Raw genomic sequence first — 858 nt, 5'->3', positions numbered from 1 at the left:
TGCACGCTGACGACACGCCGGTTCCGGTGCTCGCGCCCGGCAACGGCAAGACGAAGACTGGACGTCTGTGGGTCTACGTACGCGACGATCGCGCATCGGCGGACATGACGCCACCGGCCGTGTGGTTCGCCTATACGCCGGATCGCAAGGGCATCCATCCGCAGCAGCACCTCGAAGCGTTCAGTGGCACGCTGCAGGCCGATGCGTATGGCGGCTACCAGGCGATTTACGAAACGGGCCGCGTTGGTGAAGCAGCGTGCTGGGCGCATGCGCGACGGCAGTTCTACGAGTTGCATGCAGCACGCCCCAACGCGCTGAACACCGAAGCGCTGGAGCGTATTGGTGCGCTCTACAAGGTTGAGGAGTCGATCAGGGGCAAGCCACCGGACGAGCGTCGAGCGTATCGGCAGACACATGCGAAGCCGCTGCTCGATCAGCTTCGCACGTGGCTCACCGCCACGCTGGAGACGCTCTCGCGCAAGTCCGACACGAGTCGGGCGATTCTCTATGCGTTAAACCGGTGGGAGGCGCTCACGCGCTATTGCGGCGATGGGCAACTGGAGATCGACAACCTGCCGGTCGAGCGGGCATTGCGCGGTGTCGCGATCGGACGACGCAATTACCTGTTCGCCGGCGCCGACTCAGGCGGTGAACGTGCGGCTGCGATCTATAGCCTGATCGGCACCGCGAAACTCAACGACGTCGATCCCGAAGCCTATCTGCGCTTCGTGCTCGCGCGTATTGCAGAGCATCCCATCAATCGCGTCGACGAACTTACGCCTTGGCGCGTTGCTGATCAGCTCCGCGTAGACCGATAGCTCCAACGTCGCGTCAAGACGTCACCGGCTACACGCTTAC

The 858-nt window shown here is 63.3% G+C and carries 1 protein-coding gene; it reads left to right on the top strand.

Annotated elements, in window-relative coordinates; translation table 11 throughout:
• Positions 1-818, top strand: an 818-nt coding sequence (tnpC, locus tag ACYVNQ_RS11920) for an IS66 family transposase (protein ID WP_460902707.1), incomplete at its 5' end; no start/stop codon positions are given.
• Positions 819-858: the final 40 nt, after the last annotated feature.

This window comes from Paraburkholderia jirisanensis, assembly GCF_054782355.1.
The sequence above is the reverse complement of the archived record's forward strand: the minus strand, read 5'-3'. Positions and strand labels throughout refer to the sequence as shown.